We start from the raw sequence: 16,592 nt of genomic DNA on the forward strand, positions 1-16,592 counted from the left end.
ATATGTTTAGACAGTGCAATTTGAATGAAATTAACTTTTGGCAAAAACTGGTAATGGATTGAAGTTAACCTCTGAGCGTGGCAGTTTTGCCACATGTTGCATTCGCCAATCATCTTGACCGTCGTTACTTACTTGTAAGTAGTATTTGGCTTTTACGGGATCCATATCTACTTGCGCGCTGTATTTATTGCCCTCAACATGCTGTAGTACCACATCACGATCTTTTTTGATGTCGGTTGCATGCGAGATAGACAACTCTAGCTTTTCAGGATACGTAAGCGGCGTGCCATTCAGCAGTTTGCCTGATTGCAAACTTTGCTCAGGATAGTTCAAATAAAACACAATATCGCCATTATCAGCAAGCTGCATTTTGCCGTGCAAATCTAAATCATGAGTGAGCTTGTCACGTGATACATCGTGATAAAGTGTCTTGCCATCCATATACCAGTCGTCACGTACCACGCTATCGCGGATTTGGTAAGAGTAATAAACAAACCAAATACAAGCAACCACTACGAAGGCTGGCAACCCAATAACAAAAATAACCACCATATAGTTCTTATACCATGGCTGAGTATCTTGATGTTTAAAGTTCTGTGTTGGAGTAGACATAACATACCTATTAATCGGATACCTACTAATGGTATCAACGGATAATTTGACGGCTAAATGCTGCCAATTTAATAATCAATCGTACACCCGCCAATCACGGATTAGCGGATAAAATATAATACACTATCTAGCTAAACTCTTGTAACTTACTGACCTTGAGTGGTAAAGATGTTTTGCTTACTAACCTTATACTTACCATCTTCACTGACCACATTTAAGGTTACGGGTGTTTGACCAAACTCGATAACATCAGGATCACCATAAATACTTACAGGCATATCAAAGCTTTCACCTGCTGCTAGTGGTACATCGTTAAATCGTAGCTCTAAACTCAAACCATCTTGCGGTGCAAGCGTTATATTATAGGTATGAGCATCCTGCGTTTTATTGGTCAGCTTAACGATGTAACTGTTTTCAATCATGCCTTGATTGTTCATCGAAGATAACTGATTACGGTCACGACGAATATCAATCTCTAAGGGCACACGGTCAGTTAGCGCATATATGACGCCACCACATAATATTGCCAATAAGGCCAAATAGGCAAATAAACGTGGGCGTAATAATCGGCTTGGCTCTTTTTCAGCCAATTGGCGCTCGGTTGTGTAGCGGATAAGACCGCGTGGGTAGCCGACCTTATCCATGATTTCATTACAAGCATCGATACATGCCGCGCACTGGATACATCCAACCTGTAGACCATCACGAATATCGATACCAGTGGGGCAGACCTGTACGCACATAGTACATTCGATACAGTCTCCTAAATTATCAGGATGGGTGCCTTTTTTGCGGGCGCCGCGCGGCTCACCGCGTTCGTAATCATAGGAAACAATCAGCGTGTCTTTATCAAACATCACACTCTGGAAGCGGCCATAAGGGCAGATCTGTATACACATTTGCTCACGCATGTACCCAGCATTGGCATAGGTTGCAAACGTAAAAATAAACATGGACACCCATATCCATGTTGGCCAGTCGGGGATAGGCATAAAACCTATTGTCTGCCAACTCTGATACAAATAATCTGTCCCAGCGACATAGCTTACAAAAGTCGCTGCTGTAACCACAGAGAGTAAAAACCAAATAAAATATACCACAGAGCGCTTAAGAGCTTTGGTTGCACTCATTGGTGCTTTATCAAATTTAATTCGTTTATTACGATCGCCAATCACCCATTTTTCAACATACTGATAGAGATGTGTCCAAATCGTCTGAGGACAAGCATAACCACACCATACGCGACCCGCATAGACCGTCACCATAAATAAAGTGAAAGCGGCAATAATGGCAAACGCAGCAATAAAATAAAAATCTTGGGTCAAAAATGTCATGCCAAAAATATAGTAATGCTGTGAAGGGACATCAAACCATATTGCTTGTCTGCCATTATAACGTAGCCACGGCAAAAGCAAAAAAGCAGCCAAAAGCGCATACATCGTGATGACACGAATATTTTGATAAAAACCTGTGACAAATCTAGGATGGACGCGGTGTTTGGTCGCATCAAGATCAATCTGTTGTACAGGAATTTTATTGGGTTGTTGTGCTGACATAAACGTGCCTCTTTAAAAAAAGAATCAGTCTGCTGGCATGATGAACAAACACCTTTAATAATCAGATGTATGAGTGTGCAATGTTATCAATGTCAGTAAGTAGTGGAAGGTCGTTAAAAATAATAACGTCTACTCCATCTACCAATTGATCGATCGTAAATAACTTAATGAGAATCAGTAATAGCCTCTAAATCAGCAACGAGCGAGCTGTTTTTAGGCGTCCCCATTTTAGCATTCTCCCTACTATAAATGGGGTGATAATGGTAAAAAGCAATCGATGCATAAGAACAATTATCGATGTGCCAGTCACGAAATATGCCACATTCATATTAAATAATGACGCTAATATAAATGTATAAAAAAGGGAGAACTGCAATAACAGTTCTCCCTTTTATTGAATTTCATCCATTTATAACATAGTGACTAACTAGGACCCGCCCCAAACTATTAGTTAGCAGTCGCTGCCGCAGTTACTGGAACAGCGGTGGTAGCAGGGGATGCCTTAGCAGCTGGTTGAGCCGTTCTATCTGATAGTGAGTAAACATAAGCAGCAAGAAGCATAATGCGTTCATTACCTAACTTAGTTTGCCACTCAGGCATCACACCAGCACGACCATAACGCAAGGTCTCACGAACAGTTTCGCGATCACCACCATATAACCAAATATCATCAGTTAAGTTTGGTGCGCCAGTTGAAATCATCCCTTTGGCATCACTACCATGACAAAGCACACAGTTGGTCGGCTCGTTAAAAATTACTTTACCTTGAGCGACCATGGTTTGATCAAGATCATACCCTTCTTGATTACCAGATATAGACAGGACGTACTCGGATACCGCACGTACTCCATCTTCACCTATCTGATCACGCCATGCTGCCATACCGCCAACTCGACCATTATGCAATGTGGTTAAGATGTTGGCAGCTTCGCCACCATATAACCAGTCGTTATCAGTCAAGTTAGGATAGCCCACAGCTCCTTTAGCGTTTGAGCCATGGCAAACAGAACAGTTCTGTAAGAACAAGCGGCTACCAACTTTCAAAGCATTTGGGTTTTCAGATAACTTTTCAACGTAAGGCGAAAGCTCTGCAACTTTTTCATCGATCTGAGCTTGCAAATCTGCTGGTGGAGTCTCGCTATGACGCATTGTCGCTTGCATATCTGCAAGTGTTGCTAAAGTCGAGGTAGCACCACTGGCATCAGCTTTTGCCAAGATATTTTGTTCAAAGTTATCAGTAAATACTTTGTTGTTGCTCTCAAGCTCACTATACAGCTCGTTTTTAGAGCTCCACGGTACTGTCTCACCATCGACTTCGACCGTCGCAAGGCCATCCCAATGTTTTGGAAACATAGCAGGGAAAAATACCCAGTATGCAACACCCCAAACAATAGAGCCAAAGAATATTACTAACCACCACTTAGGAAGTGGCTTATCGTACTCCTGAATACCATCGTAAGTGTGGCCAGTGGTGCCGTCCTCTTCTAGTTTTGGCTTGTACTTTAATACCATTAGTAAGATGGCAAGGATAAACGCCCAGCACATGAAACTTAATATGGTAATCCAAGAACTCCAAAAAAATGTCATCATTTATCCTTATTGCGCTGCTCTTCAGACAAAGATTTTATATCTTCGTCATCAAGCGCAAGTTGTGCATCTTCTTCGAAGCGTTTTTTGTTTTTTGGCGAATACGCCCACCATGCAACACCTACGAAGGCAACAAAGGCAGAAACGGTCGCAATTGTTTGTAATTCACCAATACCCATTAGCGCTGTCCTTCCATCGCGGTGCCTAACTGTTGTAGATAAGCAACCAAAGCATCAAGCTCAGTGGCCCCAAGAACAGCATCAGGTGCTCCCTCTATATCTTCTTCAGTATAAGGCACACCAAAGCGATCACGGAATAGACGCATTTTATTTTGAACGTTTACTCCATTTACCTCATTGGTAGCAAGCCATGGGAAACCAGGCATTACTGATTCAGGTACTAGTGAACGTGGGTCAATCAAATGCTGTTTTTGCCAATCTTCAGAATAGCGTCCACCAACACGTGCCAGATCAGGCCCTGTACGTTTTGAACCCCATAAGAATGGATGATCCCACGTTGATTCAGCAGCACGTGAGTATGGACCATAACGTTCAACTTCGGCACGTAACGGACGAATCATTTGGGTGTGACAAACATGACAGCCTTCACGAATGTAAATATCACGACCTTCAAACTCTAGTGCAGTCCATGGCTCCATAGAAGGAAGGGGAGCGTTCACCCCACCTTCTTCAGGACCTTTGTTATCATATATCAATGGTACGATTTCAACTAGCGTTGCAAAGCTAATAGCAATAACGATACCGATGACCAACAAGCCTGTATTTTTTTCAATAATCTCATGCGGTGTACCAGCCATGATCGCTCCTTATACGTTAGCTGTCGAGGGTTTTTCGACACTAGGTTCATGATCTGTTGGATCAGCGACATCTACTGGCTTACCTTCTGGCATCTTGAGTGTTTTATAGCAGTTGTAAGCCATAATAAACATACCCGATACATATAAGAATCCACCAAAAGCACGACCAATATACGGGAAATGCGAGAATTCAACAGTATCAACAAAACTATATACCAAAGTACCGTCTGGATTGGTAGCAAGCCACATCATGCCTTGGCCAATGCCCGAGATCCACATAGATACAATGTAAAAGATAGTCCCTGCAGTCGCTAGCCAGAAATGCGTCGTAATTAAACTAATAGAATACATTTTTGGTTTGTTATAAATACGCGGTAGCAGTACATATAGCGAGCCAATGGTAATCATACCTACCCAGCCAAGTGCACCTGAGTGTACGTGTCCAATCGTCCAATCCGTATTATGCGATAAGGCATTCACGGTTTTGATAGACATCATTGGGCCTTCGAACGTCGACATTGCATAGAACGACAATGCAACAATCATAAAGCGAATGATTGGATCGGTACGTAACTTATCCCAACTACCTGACAACGTTAGTACACCGTTAATCATACCACCCCAAGACGGTGCGAATAGAATGATCGAGAACACCATAGCCAGTGATTGCGTCCAATCTGGAAGCGCTGAATAATGTAAATGGTGACCACCAGCCCACATATATGAAGCAATCAATGCCCAAAAGTGAACGATAGACAAACGGTAAGAGTAAATAGGACGACCAATCTGTACAGGAACGAAGTAGTACATCATTCCGAGGAACGCTGCCGTTAGATAAAAACCTACCGCATTATGCCCGTACCACCACTGCACCATCGCATCGGTTGCACCACCAAATAACGAGTAAGACTTAAACGCGCTAACAGGAATCGCCATACTGTTTACGATATGCAATAGAGCAATCGTAATAATAAAAGCGGCAAAGAACCAGTTAGCCACATAAATATGTGAGGTTTTACGTTTGATGAGCGTACCAAAGAAGACAATGGCATAAGATATCCATACCAAAGCAATCAAAATATCGATTGGCCACTCAAGCTCAGCGTATTCTTTAGACGAAGTCAAACCTAAAGGAAGCGTAATAACGGCTGATACGATAACTGCCTGCCAGCCCCAAAAGGTGAACCAAGCCAAATAAGGAGCAAATAATCTGGTCTTACAGGTGCGCTGAACAATATAATAAGATGTGGCGAACAGGGCAGAGCCACCGAACGCAAAAATAACCGCATTGGTATGTAGCGGTCTTAGACGGCTAAAAGTCAGCCATGGTATATCGAAGTTAAGTGCTGGCCATGCTAACTGTGAAGCAATGAACACACCAATACTCATGCCGACGATGCCCCATACTACGGCCATTGTCGTAAAGAATCTTATGACAGTAATTTCGTACTCACGGTCCACTGGGGCGACTGCTGTGTTTTGTAAACTCATTGGATGATTCCTTTACAGCCCGAATTATCAACAGAATTAACTAACTCTCCGCGTCATCTGCATCATAAAAAATAATCAGACAAGGATTGCGGTACATGCTGTTTTTTGACTTGTTTATTACCGTAACGTTATTAACTATCAATCTCAGCTTTTGCTTCATATCCGCTAGCATTCATAGATAGAGGGGCGTTTCAAACGCCCTGCGCTCATAGCTAATCGATAGTGGGATTGTTAAAAGTCGTTAAGGTAAATGAGAAGATGCGCCGTTTTTGAGCATTAAACATCTTATGAGGCTAAGTATTTATCTTCATTATTAACAAAAAACAGCACTAACGAAGATAGATACCAATGTCCATAGAGTCGTAAAAACGTACGAACCCTAGACGTATGCTAGCGGCGGCTGACAAAAAAACATGTTTACGTAATGTTTAGTTAAAACTCCCGACTCTGTTTAAGGGTATTGTAACGCAATCTTAATCAAATATCATCAGAACTATGCGTCAAAATACAAACTCTTTGGTAAAAATCTTAGCAAGCAACTTATTATCACGCTGCTATTTTTCTATTTTATACCCAATTTTTCTACTATTCTAGAGAAAGGTTTGGGTCATAAAACAACAGCAATTACTGATCATACTGACAGAGGTTTGAAGAGTTTTTGTAACAATTGCAGCTTTAGTCATGTAAATAAGTTTTACTTATCATCGGGCCGACCTTTATAATAAGGCTGAATATGGTTGGTGGTAGCGTTTTTTTATACCGCTATTATCAATAATTATTTTATAATTTGGTATCTAGTTAAGTGAGGGTGCCAAAAAACTTAGCCTAATATAATACGAATTAAGGACAACAATATGGCAGTATTTTTGACAGATGAATGGTTTGAACAAGTTGAGAAAATGGGTAGCGAAGCGGGTGAGCTTAACTTACCACCAGCACTGGCTAATATGATCGTCAACTTAAAAGTGTCTGACACTGAGCAAGATATCGAAGCCAATTTCGCTGATGGTTTATTGCATCGTGGCTTAAACAATTCGGCAACGACCACTTTGTTACTTGACCGCACTATTTTACAATCTATCATCACAGATTTTGATACCAATCAAATTATGGGTGCATTTATGAGTGGTAAAATTCGCGTTGAAGGCGATATGTCACAGTTGATGGCGGTACAAACTGCGCGTCCAAGTGCTGAACAAAAAGAGCTGTATACCCGTATTAAGTCAATGACGACGATGGCTTAACGGAATAGTTTTTTGGTCCTATCTAACCGTTAGGATTAACAGCAAAAAGCCCCTAATTCATATTAGGGGCTTTTCGTTTATTGATAAGCTTCAGAGTAGAACATTTTTCTTATTTGACTAATTGGCTTTTGATGGCTTCTGCTGGTTTTCCTTATAGATCGCAGCTTGTAACCAGACGTTAGCTTGCACATAGTCTTGCACGTTGATGGTGGCCGTCTCTGGCATGTTGAGTGCACCAATACGTATGACAAAGGGATCAGCATCTTGTTCGCGCAGTATTACTACATCGAACAGAATAATGGATTGACCATTAAACTCAGTCTCTTGCTTGCCAAGTACTTGACCTTGACACCATGCCTCATCTTCTTGCCCCAAAGTGTCACCGAACAGATAGGCACACATATGACCCAGATTAATCTCTACAGGAGCCATTTGTTCCTTGGTTTCTGGTTTCCATTCTTTGATTTGCTCTTGTAGGTCATCTGGTATTTTTCCGTCATTGGCCGCCACGATATCGTTAAATGCACGGTGGTAGCGGATGGCTTCTTGATCCTCAACCATAATGACTTCGTGCTGATCACTCAGTTTAATCTCATGCGCCCAAGCACTTAAATTTACAAAATAAGAGATGTCTCGCTGATATAAATGGCGATTGGGAGTATAAAGCTGATCAAAAGCATAGATGATACTGCCATCAGCGGTGCGCAAGCGTAACACTGCATCGTGTGAGTTGTCATTGGCGATGATGCGCTCAATTTTACAATTAAGTCCATAAGGACTATCGATACAAGGATAGGCATTGATAAAGCATTCAGGCTTGCCATCTTTCATCGCGAGCACTTGATTGATATGACACGGCTGGTCTTCTGATAGCAGCAGGCAGCTATCCTGAGCACTCACATTACTATTGAGGCCTTTGGGCATTGCCGCCTTTTCAATCATTTTCTGTAGCCATTCTGGCACATCATGACTCATGTCATCGGTCAGAATGCTCCAATGGTCGGCATGACCGGCAGATTGCTCGTCAGTTAAAGTGATCTTAGTGGGGGACTGGATGTTTTTATATTGATAATTAATGGTCATGAAGATACTCAAAATTAAGTCAGCGTGAGGTTTGGACCTAAAACTGTTGTTATTTACGTATCAGCCAATATTTAACACTATTGGTGAATGACAGTAAGCAACGTTGTCATCAGCGAAGGGTCAACAAACAACAATGAATGGTGAATGACAATTGTCCTTAGCATACAATATATAGGTATTGACGCAGGTAATAGCAAGCCCCGTATAAAAAATAGTAACAAAACCTGAGTTTTTATCAAAAAAACACAGCCAGTTTGTGCTAATAACTGGCATATATCAGCCAAATTGTGTCAAACTAGCTCCCTTTTGACAGCTGTCTTTAGCATGTCTGAAACCCTATTGTTGTGTTCGATTTATGTGTGAGTATGGCAAAAATAAGTGCATTTATTGTTGCTTATTTATCACATATACAAAGTCGCACGTAGATAAGATAAAGAGTTTGAATATGTTTCGTCCTTTAGCGTTATTTATCGGCTTACGATACACCCGAGCAGAGCGTAGTAATGGTTTTATCTCCTTTATATCGCTCATTTCAATGATTGGTCTGACTCTTGGGGTGGCCGTGTTGATTACGGTGCTATCGGTCATGAATGGTTTTGATCGTGAGTTAAAAACCCGTATTCTGGGTATGGTGCCACAAGCAACGGTCGTCTCAACTGAGATTATCAGTGATTGGAAGCAATTGGCCGATAAAATCAAAGAAGATCCAGAAGTGGTAGCGGTAGCGCCCTTTATTCAACTGCAAGGTATGTTGACATCAAATGGTCAAGTCGCAGGAATTATGGTAACTGGTGTTGATCCTGAGTATGAGAAAAACGTCTCTATCATTAATGAGCACATGATTGAAGGTAGTATCGATACCTTACAAAATGGTGATTTCAGTATAGTATTGGGTGAGGAGATGGTGCAGTCGTTAGGTCTGCAACTGGGCGATAAAGTGACTCTGGTGTTGCCAGAAGCCTCTCCTTCACCAGCCGGCGTAATCCCAAGATTTAAACGTTTCACCCTAACAGGTATCTTTACGATCAGTCCTGAAGTAGATAGTCTTATGGCCTTTATTCCAATGGGTGATGCCGCCAAACTGCTACGTCTTCCGGAGGGCGCGCAGGGCGTGCGTATGAAGTTGAATGACATCTTTACAGCGCCAATAGCAGCAGAAAAAGCAGCGGCGATAGCACCTCAGCAGTTATATCCCAATGATTGGACGCAGACGCATGGTAATTTATTCGGCGCTATTCAGATGGAAAAAGCCATGGTAGGGTTATTGCTATTCCTTATTATCTTAGTCGCTGCTTTTAATATTGTCTCCAGCTTAGTTATGCTTGTTACCGATAAAAAGGCAGACATTGCGATTTTAAAAACCTTTGGTGCATCTCCTCGTCTGATTACTCAAGTCTTTATGGTGCAAGGTGTGGTCATCGGTGTTATCGGGACGATTGCTGGGACGATATTGGGCATTATATTTGCACTCACAGTCAGTGATATTTTGGGCTTTATTAATCAAGTCTTTAATCTAAATCTGTTTGATGCGTATTTTGTGAATTATCTGCCATCGCAACTGCGTTGGGTGGATGTGGTATTGGTTACTGGCGCATCGTTTATACTGAGCTTTTTGGCCACCATCTATCCTGCCCGCCGAGCGGCTAAAATTCAGCCAGCACAAACGCTACGTTATGAATAATCTAAACGCATCAATACCGAAATAAATAAGATAAAGGAAGCGCCATGTCTGCCATTTTAGAGGCAAAAAATATCAACAAGATATATGATGAAGGGGCAGTGAGTACGCAAGTATTGACTGGCCTAGATTTGGATGTCTATGCTGGCGAGCGCATCGCTATCGTTGGCACCAGTGGTTCAGGTAAAAGCACCTTGCTACATTTGCTTGGTGGACTTGATACACCAACCAGTGGTGAAGTCTGGCTGCATGGTCAGCTATTGAATAGTATGAATGAGACTGAGCGCGGCGCGATGCGCAATAAGCATTTGGGCTTTATTTATCAGTTTCATCATCTATTGGCTGAATTTACGGCTGTGGAAAATGTCGCTATGCCGTTACTGATGCGCCCAAAAGTATCAACGACACAAGCACGTCAACAAGCAATTGATATTTTAAACAGTGTCGGTCTTGAGCACCGTTTGGCGCACAGACCAGGTGAGTTATCAGGTGGTGAGCGTCAGCGTGTGGCGATTGCTCGTGCCCTCGTCACCAAACCCTCGCTTATTTTGGCTGATGAGCCGACGGGTAACTTAGATTATGACAATGCCCAAAGCGTGTTTGGGCTGTTGTCAGAGTTGCAAAGTACCATGCAGACAGCATTGCTCATGGTAACGCATGATCGCAATTTGGCGGCACTTGCAGATCGCCAATTATTATTACGTAATGGTCATTGGGAGCAGTATTAGGGCTTCGACCTGACTATGAGTAAGAAAAGAATAGTCAATAAAATATAAAAAAGGGCGACAGCCTTTAGCCTTACTTACTTTATGAGGATAGATACCATGAACGAAAATGATGATCCAATTGCTGCTTTTGGTAGTGCTGAAGAAGGTGTTGAACCATTAAAGCCCTACATGGATTCGACACTGTTCGATACGATTGATAAACAGGCACAAATAGAGCTGTTAACGCCTGTTTTTGATGCCATCACTTTGGCTGGGGCAGATTACAATCTAAAAGCGCAAGATAGTGCAACAGGTAAGCGCTATACGCTACTTAAAGATGATAAAGTGATTGAGGTTTTCGTAATGGATACTAACCTTGGCGATAACGTTAAGGCAGCTATAGATAATCATAAAGAGCAAAACGGATTGTTATAAATAAAAGTGATGCCTTTAATTCACAAGACCTTATTAATGCCAGAGGGTATCGATAAAAAACAAAGCAATGAAGGGTAGGTTCTACCTCGTTAGTATCGTTAGCGAGTCAGTACTAATAAACACTGATTCGCTGAGCTTGACCTGTTAGTGAGTTAATAACAGTTTGACTCTATTAAGATTCGGGCGGTTTGTTAGATGATTCTTGCTGTCGTTTTTGCCAGCTGATAACGGTTCTATAACGCCAAACTGCCTTAAATACCAAACCACAAATAATGCTGGTTATAATTGCTAAAATGGTTAGTCCTATACAAAATGCAGCAATTGAGACAGTGCCACGGTAGGTAATGAATGGATTGGCACCATCTGATAGTGCCCATAAACTAAAGTCAGCAATCATTCTACCGATGAGTCGTAGACTAATCATCGGGACATCAATGATTTTGGCACCTATATAGTAGCCTGCATAAAAAATAGGCAGGCTAGTGAGGGGATTGGTAATCCAAGTCAGACCAATTGCCAATGGAACATTGGCGCGAAAAATTAATGATCCGATCAGTGCCAATAGCATCTGTCCTGGTAATGGAAAAAATGCACTAAGCACTCCAATGTATACGGCTTTATTTAGACTATGACGATTAAAGTGCCATAATCGTGGATCAGCCAAATGCGGTGCGAACAATTTTAAGGTGCGGCTTTCTAGGATTTTCTCTGGTGTAGGAAGCAGTTCTTTTAGACGTTTTTGGGGCACAGGATCGCCTTTAATCGTTAACCAGTCAGCTCAATCGTATTGGTGGGCTGGTGTGGAATGATATTGTTAGTAAAATACGGTTATAAGGTATCTGGGGTAATAGTGTTAGATTATCGTCATAGCGATATTTCTAATCAGTATAGGGTAATATAAATATAAATGCTATTGCCTGACGTATCAGTTGCTGTGTCTGATTTGGGCATATGTTGGTGCTCAGATACTTATTTGCGATAATAAATAACAGCTCATGATAATAAGTTGCTCTATCTAACAGTATTATAAGATATAAATCATCAAGTAAGGAGCGTTGGTGTACTGGTTGATTGGTGGTTTGATTATTGTTTTTATGATGGGCGTGTTGGCAGTCGCGGATAGTATGGCGATGCCCATTAGTGCGATGATAGATATTGCCAATACTGCTGTTCTGCCTCTATCACTGGTGACGCTCGCCATCATTCTGATTGTTCTTACCCAATTCAATATACCTGCCATACATACCACAAATGCTTCTAGCGCTTCCTCTCGTAACGCTAAACCTGTTTTTCGTATTTTTAACCATATCCTGATAGCAATAATAGCCATCGGGCTAATTACTGGTAGTGCCCTGCAAGCTCTGGTTAGCCATCAACGGGCGGAAGCGACCAAAGTCACTGAACCCATGCGTGTGCAAGCATTGGTGACTATTGATGGGATAGGTGATAGCGTCTATGATGTCGCTACAGACAGTGGCTATAGACAAGTTGCTACCATTAGCCATATATCACCTTTAGTATCTGCGTTAACCACTGAAGATTTGGATAGGATGACAGTTGCTGATTTAGACAAAGATAAGCATAATGATAGAAAATATCGTGTGTTACTTAATGCTTACCCAAAACAATCATCAAAGCCATCATCTAAAAACCCTTCGAATAACAGCCAACTTGCCCGCTTAAATCATCTGCAACCAGGCGCTCAGCTGTTTATGAGCTTAACCCTTGCGCCTCTTGCCACTTCTGAGCAAGCGATAAACAATCCGACTGGTTTTGACAGCTATCGCTGGCTACGAGGTCGTCACATTGATGGGGTGGCGAATATATTGGTGACCAGCACATCGCCTCTTAATAATGTCCATTCATCAGCATTGGTATCTTCCTCTGACTCATATTTCAAGCGTTTTCGTACCCGCATAGACCAAGGTCGTTGGCAATTACGACAGTACTTTTATCAGAATTGGTCAGCGCAGACCACCGCAGCACAGCAAGCAAAGGCTGTCACACTAAGCTTGCTCACAGGTGACCGCAGTTTAATCAATCGTGATACTAAAGACCTCTATCAACTGGCTGGTATCTCGCATTTGCTTGCTATATCAGGTACACATGTTTTGTTTTTGGCGATTGTGCTGGCTGGTATGGCTGCATTGCTTTTTGATCGACTGTGCCCAAAGGTTTATCGTTATATTCCACGTTGGCAAGTACGCTGGTGGGTAATGATTGGGGCTGCTTTTATTTATGCGCTGTTTACTGGCTTCGATGTGCCGGCTGCCCGTACTGCATGGATGTTGTTAGCGATAGGTTTGGTACGCCTAACGTTATTGCCTATCAGCACTATGCGGGTTTTGTTTGCGTTGGCAGTGTTGATGGCATGGCAGGATCCTTACGTACTATGGCAGGCAGGTTATTGGTTATCCTTTATTGCAGTGGCATTATTACTCAAGTATGACGATACGGCCTACAAGTATTCGCAACCCACTGTCACACCTCTAGCGGCATCTATCCATAAAACCAGTACAGTAAATGCTGTTGCTCAGCGTCTTTGGACAATTCTTAAACGTCTTTTTAAGTTACAGTTTTGGTTATTTATTACCTTATTGCCCATCACGCTATTATTGTTTGGCAAAGCGTCGCTGTGGGGTTTGCTTATCAATCTGTTTGCCATTGGTCTGTTTGGCTGGGTGATTGTGCCGCTTAATCTATTGGCTGGGCTGTGTTATCTTTTATCACCTGCGCTAGCCAATAGTATTTGGACGCTCGTTATTGCCATAGTGGCTGGCTTGCATGAGCTGATAATATGGCTAACGTCAGCAGCAGCGTTATCAAAAGCATGGCTATATACACCCGTAAATACAGCCATGCTGCTCATGGTATTATTAAGCATATTGCCTTGGTTATTACCACGAGGTTTTATCAGTCGCTGGCTGACCCTTCCGCCTCTAACCTTGTTAATGATGACGATATATGCCAATCAGCAATCACTAGTTACGATACCAACGTTATATGTTTTGCCAACGGGCGACCGTTATGTGAGTGCTGTCTTGTTGCAGTATCCTATTGTGGGTAATGATAAGGCCAGTAAAGATAATAATGGACAATCATCAGTGACAGACAATAATAAGAAAAATACCAGTTGGTTGTTTCTAGCCGATCACAGACCTACCACCACACGTACGATGCCAAGTACTCTGACAGCAGACAAACTTGCTACGACACTAGAGCAGCAATTGGGCAGCTTATCGGTTGATAGATTAGAAGGCATCATCGTACAGAGTAGTAGTGTTGGCTTAACGGCTACGCTTACTACTGATAATAAGCGCACTGCCTCTCATGCTCTTACTTCTGAGCTACTACCGGTGACAGTTGCCCATTTAACTCAGCGGTTACCAATCAGTCAATATTGGCAAGCAGGGCGCTCTGATCGGTGGCCTGACCTTCAGCGAGCTTATAGAGTTGTCAGCCAATATAAGGGTAAGTCAAATATTAGCGCACAGCATTGCGAACAAGGCAAAATATGGCAATTGCCGACTGGCGATTTATCCATACAAGCATTGACAGGCTGGCGCAAGATAGGCGATGCCAGTATCTGGGATTGCACCGTGGCTATCGATACACGCTTGCCCATACGTGTGTTAAAATACAATGCTGCTGAGCCACTCAAGTCAGCACCTATCACCGCTCAAACGCTTATGTCAAAGACTCAATCGACGGCACCTCAAGCAGAAGAGTCTTTGGCACGCATTATTTTAAATGCAGATACGCATCAGCGCGTTTGGCAAATGTGGTCATTGCTGTGTTTGGCCGAGCCACTCTATGAAAAGCCCGCGTATAGTGAGGCTACATGGCTTGGTCATAGTGCATCGCGTATTACGGCTGATGTGATAAATCGGCAGAGAATACATGAAATCATCACTTATGATGATAAAGCGTTAGAATTGGCGTTATCTCTAGAAACTATTGCTAAAAATGCTATTACCAACAACGCTATCACCGAAAATGCTATCACTGACACTGGCGATATTGGCAATGCGCCGCCTTAAAAGTTTCAGTGTCTTGTACGATTATAATATGGTGATATTTCACAGTTATACTATTGAACCATGATGGAAATGCGACCATACTTAGCAGCCTATTAATACAGATGATGGATAAGGCTAGAGGATATTTTCCTCTAGCTGTAGCTATTAATATCATCTTTTTACTGTTTTAGATTGTTTCTGACTTAGGAAGTTATATGCCCAACTGGCCACCAGACCCTAACAAACGTCCTGATAATTCGCCAAATCAGCCAACGCCAAATCAGCAACCAAACGCGCCGAGTGGCCAAGAATGGCGAGTGCTGGAAAACACTTTATTGGCAAGTGTGGTTGAGCAACGCCGCGCCCGTCGCTGGAGTATCTTTTTTAAACTATTGACCTTTGGTTATATCTTACTAATATTTTTGCTGCTGGGTCGTGGTTGCACCAGTCAAGCGCCAACAGGTTTAGATGGGGTCGATACCAGCAGACCACATTTAGCCGTGGTTGAGCTGCAAGGTGTCATTAGTAGCGGCGATGTGGCCAATGCTTATGATGTCAACGAGGCATTGACTCGGGCCTTTGAAAATAGTAATTCAAAAGCGGTGGCGTTAGATATTAACTCTCCCGGTGGTTCACCTGTACAGTCTGATGAAATTTGGCAGACCATGATGGACCTTCGAAAAGAGTATCCAGACAAAAAGCTTTATGCAGTTATCGGTGATATTGGTGCGTCAGGCGCCTATTATATTGCTTCTGCAGCAGATGAGATTTATGTCAATCCATCAAGTTTGGTCGGTTCTATTGGTGTCATTATGCCAAGCTACAATATTGAAGGCTTAATGGATAAGGTTGGCGTAGAAGATCGCACCATCACGGCTGGCGAATACAAAGACATCTTGAGCTTGTCGCGCCCATTGACCGATTATGAAGAAAATCATGTTGAAGGTGTGCTTGCCAATACGCACAAGCATTTCATCAATGCCGTAAAAGAAGGCCGCGGTGATCGTCTAAAAAATCCTGAGCAAAACAAACTGTTTTCAGGTTTATTTTGGACAGGTGAGCAATCTATAGAGCTAGGTTTGGCAGATAAGAAGGGCAGCATCGCAAGCCTAGAAAAACAGCTAGAGATTGATACTGTGGTGAATTATAGCCCAACAGATCCGTTCCAAATGTTTATGGATCGCTTTGCTGTTAAATTGGGTGCAGGCATTGGCTCTAGTGTCAGTCTTGATGTCTTACCGCAAGAAGAGGGTAATGCGCAGATGCGCTAGGCATTTTATGTTTTAGATTTAGAGTGTATGATTGTTAAGGCTGAGCGTTTGATTATGCTCAGCCTTATTTATATGTAAAAAAGTATATGTAA

14 protein-coding genes are annotated in these 16,592 nt (G+C 42.3%); 6 read left to right on the top strand and 8 right to left on the bottom strand.

Annotated elements, in window-relative coordinates:
• Positions 1-30: 30 nt before the first annotated feature.
• The 6 genes from M917_RS06080 to ccoN form a co-directional block, all read right to left on the bottom strand.
• Positions 31-612: a FixH family protein gene (locus tag M917_RS06080; RefSeq protein ID WP_021813912.1), complete on the bottom strand. Its 582-nt coding sequence runs from the start codon at positions 610-612 to the stop codon at positions 31-33.
• 146 nt (positions 613-758) lie between these two features.
• Complete coding sequence (gene ccoG, locus M917_RS06085; protein ID WP_021813913.1) at positions 759-2,168, bottom strand: cytochrome c oxidase accessory protein CcoG; 1,410 nt, start codon at positions 2,166-2,168, stop codon at positions 759-761.
• Between the two features lie 447 nt (positions 2,169-2,615).
• A complete protein-coding gene (ccoP, locus tag M917_RS06090) occupies positions 2,616-3,755 on the bottom strand; it encodes a cytochrome-c oxidase, cbb3-type subunit III (RefSeq protein ID WP_021813914.1) in 1,140 nt (379 codons plus the stop codon).
• Positions 3,755-3,934, bottom strand: a complete 180-nt coding sequence (locus tag M917_RS06095) for a CcoQ/FixQ family Cbb3-type cytochrome c oxidase assembly chaperone (protein WP_021813915.1) — start codon at positions 3,932-3,934, stop codon at positions 3,755-3,757. The genes ccoP and M917_RS06095 overlap by 1 nt, the downstream gene beginning before the upstream one ends.
• Complete coding sequence (gene ccoO / locus M917_RS06100; RefSeq protein WP_021813916.1) at positions 3,934-4,572, bottom strand: cytochrome-c oxidase, cbb3-type subunit II; 639 nt, start codon at positions 4,570-4,572, stop codon at positions 3,934-3,936. Before ccoO ends, M917_RS06095 begins: the two co-directional genes overlap by 1 nt.
• Positions 4,573-4,581: 9 nt before the next feature.
• Positions 4,582-6,063, bottom strand: coding sequence for a cytochrome-c oxidase, cbb3-type subunit I (ccoN, locus tag M917_RS06105; protein WP_021813917.1), 1,482 nt, complete (start codon positions 6,061-6,063; stop codon positions 4,582-4,584).
• A gap of 854 nt (positions 6,064-6,917) precedes the next feature.
• Between ccoN and M917_RS06110 the strand changes: the two genes are divergently transcribed.
• Entirely contained in the window at positions 6,918-7,307 is a 390-nt protein-coding gene (locus tag M917_RS06110; protein ID WP_021813919.1) for a hypothetical protein, read from the top strand.
• Positions 7,308-7,424: 117 nt separating this feature from the next.
• Here M917_RS06110 and M917_RS06115 read toward each other — a convergent pair whose 3' ends face one another.
• Positions 7,425-8,390 carry a hypothetical protein gene (locus M917_RS06115; protein ID WP_021813920.1) on the bottom strand — a complete coding sequence of 322 codons (966 nt, stop codon included), beginning with the start codon at positions 8,388-8,390 and terminating at the stop codon, positions 7,425-7,427.
• A 445-nt stretch (positions 8,391-8,835) separates the two neighbouring features.
• On the opposite strand from M917_RS06115, the gene M917_RS06120 reads away from it, so the two are divergent.
• The 3 genes from M917_RS06120 (at position 8,836) to M917_RS06130 (ending at position 11,210) form a co-directional block, all read left to right on the top strand.
• The gene (locus tag M917_RS06120) at positions 8,836-10,071 is read left to right on the top strand and encodes a lipoprotein-releasing ABC transporter permease subunit (RefSeq protein ID WP_021813922.1); all 1,236 of its coding nucleotides are present in this window, start codon (positions 8,836-8,838) and stop codon (positions 10,069-10,071) included.
• 44 nt (positions 10,072-10,115) lie between these two features.
• Entirely contained in the window at positions 10,116-10,796 is a 681-nt protein-coding gene (gene lolD / locus M917_RS06125) for a lipoprotein-releasing ABC transporter ATP-binding protein LolD (protein WP_021813923.1), read from the top strand.
• 96 nt (positions 10,797-10,892) lie between these two features.
• On the top strand, positions 10,893-11,210 hold the full coding sequence (locus M917_RS06130) for a hypothetical protein (protein WP_021813924.1): 318 nt from the start codon (positions 10,893-10,895) through the stop codon (positions 11,208-11,210).
• 172 nt (positions 11,211-11,382) lie between these two features.
• On the opposite strand, the gene M917_RS06135 is transcribed toward M917_RS06130, so the two are convergent.
• Complete coding sequence (locus M917_RS06135; protein WP_021813925.1) at positions 11,383-11,958, bottom strand: DUF2062 domain-containing protein; 576 nt, start codon at positions 11,956-11,958, stop codon at positions 11,383-11,385.
• A gap of 310 nt (positions 11,959-12,268) precedes the next feature.
• Between M917_RS06135 and M917_RS06140 the strand changes: the two genes are divergently transcribed.
• Together M917_RS06140 and sppA are read left to right on the top strand one after the other, a co-directional pair.
• Positions 12,269-15,250: a ComEC/Rec2 family competence protein gene (locus tag M917_RS06140; protein WP_021813926.1), complete on the top strand. Its 2,982-nt coding sequence runs from the start codon at positions 12,269-12,271 to the stop codon at positions 15,248-15,250.
• A 194-nt stretch (positions 15,251-15,444) separates the two neighbouring features.
• Positions 15,445-16,500, top strand: a complete 1,056-nt coding sequence (sppA, locus tag M917_RS06145) for a signal peptide peptidase SppA (protein ID WP_021813927.1) — start codon at positions 15,445-15,447, stop codon at positions 16,498-16,500.
• Positions 16,501-16,592 lie beyond the last annotated feature (92 nt).

The organism is Psychrobacter aquaticus CMS 56 (assembly GCF_000471625.1).
Lineage (GTDB): Bacteria > Pseudomonadota > Gammaproteobacteria > Pseudomonadales > Moraxellaceae > Psychrobacter > Psychrobacter aquaticus.

What these genes read in the sequence shown, in the direction of transcription:
- M917_RS06115 (WP_021813920.1), bottom strand. Translation starts at nt 8,390, where the DNA reads ATGACCATTAATTATCAATATAAAAACATCCAGTCCCCCACTAAGATC.
- ccoN (WP_021813917.1), bottom strand. Translation starts at nt 6,063, where the DNA reads ATGAGTTTACAAAACACAGCAGTCGCCCCAGTGGACCGTGAGTACGAA.
- M917_RS06095 (WP_021813915.1), bottom strand. Translation starts at nt 3,934, where the DNA reads ATGGGTATTGGTGAATTACAAACAATTGCGACCGTTTCTGCCTTTGTT.
- ccoP (WP_021813914.1), bottom strand. Translation starts at nt 3,755, where the DNA reads ATGACATTTTTTTGGAGTTCTTGGATTACCATATTAAGTTTCATGTGC.
- lolD (WP_021813923.1), top strand. Translation starts at nt 10,116, where the DNA reads ATGTCTGCCATTTTAGAGGCAAAAAATATCAACAAGATATATGATGAA.
- ccoO (WP_021813916.1), bottom strand. Translation starts at nt 4,572, where the DNA reads ATGGCTGGTACACCGCATGAGATTATTGAAAAAAATACAGGCTTGTTG.
- M917_RS06130 (WP_021813924.1), top strand. Translation starts at nt 10,893, where the DNA reads ATGAACGAAAATGATGATCCAATTGCTGCTTTTGGTAGTGCTGAAGAA.
- sppA (WP_021813927.1), top strand. Translation starts at nt 15,445, where the DNA reads ATGCCCAACTGGCCACCAGACCCTAACAAACGTCCTGATAATTCGCCA.
- M917_RS06110 (WP_021813919.1), top strand. Translation starts at nt 6,918, where the DNA reads ATGGCAGTATTTTTGACAGATGAATGGTTTGAACAAGTTGAGAAAATG.
- ccoG (WP_021813913.1), bottom strand. Translation starts at nt 2,168, where the DNA reads ATGTCAGCACAACAACCCAATAAAATTCCTGTACAACAGATTGATCTT.
- M917_RS06120 (WP_021813922.1), top strand. Translation starts at nt 8,836, where the DNA reads ATGTTTCGTCCTTTAGCGTTATTTATCGGCTTACGATACACCCGAGCA.
- M917_RS06080 (WP_021813912.1), bottom strand. Translation starts at nt 612, where the DNA reads ATGTCTACTCCAACACAGAACTTTAAACATCAAGATACTCAGCCATGG.